A 4,120-nucleotide genomic window follows, 5' to 3' on the forward strand; every position below is an offset into this window, starting at 1 on the left:
AGCGTTCCCAGGCTGGAGCCTGGGAACGAGAGGGGAGCGGCTGGAGCCTGGGAACGAGAGGTAACCAGGAACCGATTTTAGCAACCAACATGTTGGTTTGAAATTTGTGCTAAGCGCCTAATGCGCCGACAGATATAAAATACAAAAGAGTTCAGAGGGCACAAGTATCCCTTTGGTACTGTGCCCTCTGAACTAACCTATATATGCTGTATCCCCGAAGGGTGTAGAGTTGACTTTACTTGACTTCAACAGTTGCGCCGGCCTCTTCCAGCTGTTTCCTGGCTTCGGCTGCGTCCTCCTTGGAAACGGCCTCTTTGATGGCAGACGGCAGCTCATCAACTTTTGCCTTGGCCTCTTTCAGTCCAAGATTGGTCAGGGCCCTGACCGCCTTGATTACCCCGATCTTGTTCGCACCAACCTCCTTAAGTACCACATCAAACTCAGTCTGCTCTTCTTCTTGTTCAGCAGCCTCTCCACCCCCTGCAGCCGGGGCAGCAGCCATGGCCGCAACCGGGGCAGCGGCAGATACTCCGAACTTTTCCTCCAGTTCCTTGATGAATTCAGACAGTTCCAGCACTGTCATGTTGGAAATAAAATCAATCACTTGTTCCTTGGTAATATCAGACATTGATTCCTCCTGAAAAAAATGTTGCTTTGGCTCGATTAAGCGTTTTGCTTCTGCTCCCTGATGGCGTCCAGGGCGTTCATCATTCCCCGGATAAGATTGGCAAACAGGGAAGCAAAATTAGTGGGCACCGCGTTCATAGTCCCCATCATTCTGGCCAGCAGCACTTCCCTGCTGGGCAACTCTGAAAGCTCCTTCATGGCTGCTGCTTCCAGGTATCTGCCTTCAAGGCTGGCAAACCGGGTCTTGAACTTTTTGCTCTTTTTCTCAAAATCCACCAGAACTTTGGCAGGGGTTACCGGATCGTCGAATCCGAATGCTATGGCGCAACACTCCTTGAAATTGTCCCTCACCGGAGCATGCGGGGTCTCTTCAAAGGCTATCCGGGCCAGGGTGTTTTTCACCACCCTGAACTCGATGTTGTTTTCCCGCAGACTGCGCCGAAGCAGGGTCATCTCTTCGACCTTCATCCCCTGAAAATCCGTGACCACGGCAATCACTGCCTTGTTGGCCTGCAAACGCAGGTCCTGGATGATTTTGCCCTTATCATCTCTGTGCACTTTATCACCTCTCTTTATACTTAAGTATAAGAGCCAAAGCCGTCTCGACAGGAAATTAAGGGACATGCCCGCCTGTTGTCTCTGACTCTATTGAAGTATCTGTTTAGCGCTTTGAAGGAAAGCAGGGGACAGGCACCCCCGCACTTATTTTTCAGTAATGATCTTTACATCAGCGAAAAAAATAAGTGCGGGGAGAGCCAGTCCCCGTGCTACATGCAAAGCGCTAAACAGATACCCTTTTGAAAATTGGCTGCAGTTAAATCAAGACCTGCATTAACTATTTAAGCAGTCCCCTGATACTGGTGGAGTCAACCTTGACACCCGGCCCCATGGTGGTGGAAAGGGCCAGGCCCTTGAGATAGGTACCCTTGGAGGAAGCCGGCTTGAGCTTCTGCAGGGTTTCAACCAGGGCCTTGAGATTGTCTCTTATCTTTTCCGGACCGAAAGAAACTTTTCCTAGAGGGGCATGGATAATCCCGGTACGGTCAACTTTGAAATCAACTTTGCCTGCCTTGAGTTCCTTGATGGTATTGGCCAGGTCGAATGTCACCGTTCCGGTCTTGGCATTGGGCATAAGACCTCTGGGTCCCAGTATCCGGCCTATCTTGCCCACCTGGGCCATCATGTCCGGAGTTGCAACAGCCTTGTCAAACTCCAGCCAGCCTCCCTTGATTTTTTCCACCAGATCCTCGCCGCCGGCAACGTCAGCTCCGGCCTCAAGGGCCTCGTTTTCCTTTTCACCTTTACAGAAAGCAACCACTCGGACATCTTTTCCAAGTCCGTGAGGCAGACTGCAGGCCCCACGTACCATCTGATCCGCATGCTTGGGATTTACTCCCAGCCTGACTGCAACATCAACAGTCTCGTCAAACCTGGCAAAGGAGCCTTCAAGGGCCAAGCGTACAGCATCCTCCACCAAAAGTTTTTCGGTTGTATCAACCTTTTTTCTGGCTTCAATATATTTTTTCCCACGATTTGGCATTGCCTTATATCCCCTTGGAAGTTACTTTTCTACTTCAATACCCATACTTTTGGCTGTCCCGATGATTGTCTTTCTGGCCGCTTTCATATCGCCGGCTGTCAAGTCAGGCATCTTAACCCTGGCGATTTCATCCACCTGTTCTCTGGTAACCTTGCCCAGCTTAACCTTTTTGGCTTCTCCGGAACCCTTGTCCAGCTTGGCCGCTTTCTTCAAAAGCACAGGTGCGGGCGGCGTCTTGGTGATGAATGTGAAAGACCTGTCCTGGTATACAGTAATGACTACCGGGATTATCATTCCCTTGTCTTCCTGAGTCTTTGAGTTAAATGCCTTGCAGAATTCCATGATATTAACGCCGTGCTGTCCAAGCGCCGGACCCACCGGCGGAGATGGATTTGCTGCTCCACCAGGAATTTGCAGTTTAATTTTTGCCTTTACTTTTTTGGCCATTTAAATCCTACCTCTTATGTCAGCTTTTGGATACCTGAACAAAATCCAGCTCAACCGGTGTCTGCCTGCCGAATATCGACACCGATACCTTGAGTTTTCCCTTGTCGTAATTTACATCTTCAACTATACCGTTAAAATTGGCGAAAGGCCCGTCTACAACTCTTATCTCATCCCCTCTTGCAAAATGAAACTTGGGCCGAGGCTGTTCTTTCCTGGACTGAACCGTGTTCAAGATTTTTTCAGCCTCTGCGTCAGTCAAAGGAGACGGTCTGCTCTTGCTGCCTATGAAACCCGTCACCTTTGGGATCGACTGTATAAGATGCCAGGAATCATCATTAAAAACCATCTTAACCAGCACATAGCCCGGAAAAAACTTGCGGGTGGATGTTTTTTTCTGACCCTTGACCAGTTCAACCACTTGCTCAGTAGGCACTACTATCTCTTCAATGAGCCCCTTGTCCTGCCCGGTACGCATCATCTCTCTGATAGTTCGCTCTACACGCTGTTCGTATCCGGAATAGGTATGTATGATATACCATCTTGATTTTAGTAATGTCTCTTCCATAAAATTTATTACCAGCCTGCTGATATTATGTTCAGCTCCGGAAGCAGGCATTTGCGCCTGAATGCCCCGGGGAAATATGAACGTATCCATTCAGGGGGTCCTCGGTGATGACTAATGGCACAAAGGGCTGGGGACTGTTCCCCGCTAACAAATTATTGAGCAGCTTCACGTAAAAGTTCAGCCCTTTTCTATGGAAAGCAGGGGACAGGCACCGGGCCGGTATCTGCCTTACCTGAATGGTTACATATGAACTGATGATATTTCGATCCTTCGAATTGTCCTGGCGGTAATGATGGGCCGCATCAGGTGATGGGACTTCGTTATGGAAGAATGAGCGCTACCAGCCTGGAAAATATGAAATCAGCTATCCCCAGGTAGATAGAAACGATTATGACCAGGGCTACCACTGCCAAAGCTGTACTCAGGGTTTCCTTGCGAGTGGGCCAGGTGACTTTCTTCAGCTCTCCCTTGACCTCTTCCAGATATTCCCTGGTATCCTGAAACTTGGTTTGCAACGTTCCCTGAGGCTCTGTTGCTTCTTTTTTCTTTTTTTTGGTCATCCGGTGTCACTCAATAATTTTTGTGGCAGGCCAGGAGGGATTCGAACCCCCAGCCCTCGGATTTGGAGTCCGATGCTCTGCCAGTTCGAGCTACTGGCCTGCATTATAATAAGCTACTTGCTTTCCTTGTGCGGCAGATGTTTGCCGCAGAACGGACAGAACTTCTTCAACTCCAGCTTGGAGGTAGTGTTCTTTTTGTTCTTGCAGGTAGCATAATTCCTTCGTTTACACCCGCTGCATGAAAGCAGAATGTTTACACGCATGTCTATTACTCCACGATTTCCGAGACCACGCCAGCTCCTACAGTACGCCCGCCTTCGCGGATGGCGAACCGAAGACCAGGATCCATGGCTATCGGTACTATCAGATCCACGTCAAAAG

General features: G+C 49.4%; 7 protein-coding genes, 1 tRNA gene and 1 pseudogene. All 9 read right to left on the minus strand.

The genetic code is table 11. The annotated features are described in order from the left end of the window. Positions 1–235 precede the first annotated feature (235 nt). Entirely contained in the window at positions 236–628 is a 393-nt protein-coding gene (gene rplL, locus QZP87_RS11020) for a 50S ribosomal protein L7/L12 (protein ID WP_291322976.1), read from the minus strand. Positions 629–663: 35 nt separating this feature from the next. Continuing rightward, positions 664–1,185, minus strand: coding sequence for a 50S ribosomal protein L10 (gene rplJ, locus QZP87_RS11025; RefSeq protein WP_291322977.1), 522 nt, complete (start codon positions 1,183–1,185; stop codon positions 664–666). 277 nt (positions 1,186–1,462) lie between these two features. Continuing rightward, complete coding sequence (gene rplA / locus QZP87_RS11030; RefSeq protein ID WP_291322978.1) at positions 1,463–2,167, minus strand: 50S ribosomal protein L1; 705 nt, start codon at positions 2,165–2,167, stop codon at positions 1,463–1,465. 21 nt (positions 2,168–2,188) lie between these two features. Further along, positions 2,189–2,614, minus strand: a complete 426-nt coding sequence (rplK, locus tag QZP87_RS11035; RefSeq protein WP_291322979.1) for a 50S ribosomal protein L11 — start codon at positions 2,612–2,614, stop codon at positions 2,189–2,191. Between the two features lie 19 nt (positions 2,615–2,633). Continuing rightward, positions 2,634–3,179: a transcription termination/antitermination protein NusG gene (gene nusG / locus QZP87_RS11040; protein ID WP_291322982.1), complete on the minus strand. Its 546-nt coding sequence runs from the start codon at positions 3,177–3,179 to the stop codon at positions 2,634–2,636. 320 nt (positions 3,180–3,499) lie between these two features. After that, positions 3,500–3,739 carry a preprotein translocase subunit SecE gene (gene secE / locus QZP87_RS11045; RefSeq protein WP_291322980.1) on the minus strand — a complete coding sequence of 80 codons (240 nt, stop codon included), beginning with the start codon at positions 3,737–3,739 and terminating at the stop codon, positions 3,500–3,502. A gap of 23 nt (positions 3,740–3,762) precedes the next feature. Then, positions 3,763–3,839 (minus strand) — tRNA-Trp (locus tag QZP87_RS11050). Between the two features lie 13 nt (positions 3,840–3,852). Next, positions 3,853–4,002, minus strand: coding sequence for a 50S ribosomal protein L33 (rpmG, locus tag QZP87_RS11055; protein ID WP_291322981.1), 150 nt, complete (start codon positions 4,000–4,002; stop codon positions 3,853–3,855). A 5-nt stretch (positions 4,003–4,007) separates the two neighbouring features. Beyond that, positions 4,008–4,120: pseudogene (locus QZP87_RS11060) on the minus strand (elongation factor Tu); the annotation flags it as partial.

Source organism: Desulfonatronospira sp. (assembly GCA_003563255.1).
In the GTDB taxonomy this organism is placed as follows: Bacteria; Desulfobacterota; Desulfovibrionia; order Desulfovibrionales; family Desulfonatronovibrionaceae; genus Desulfonatronospira.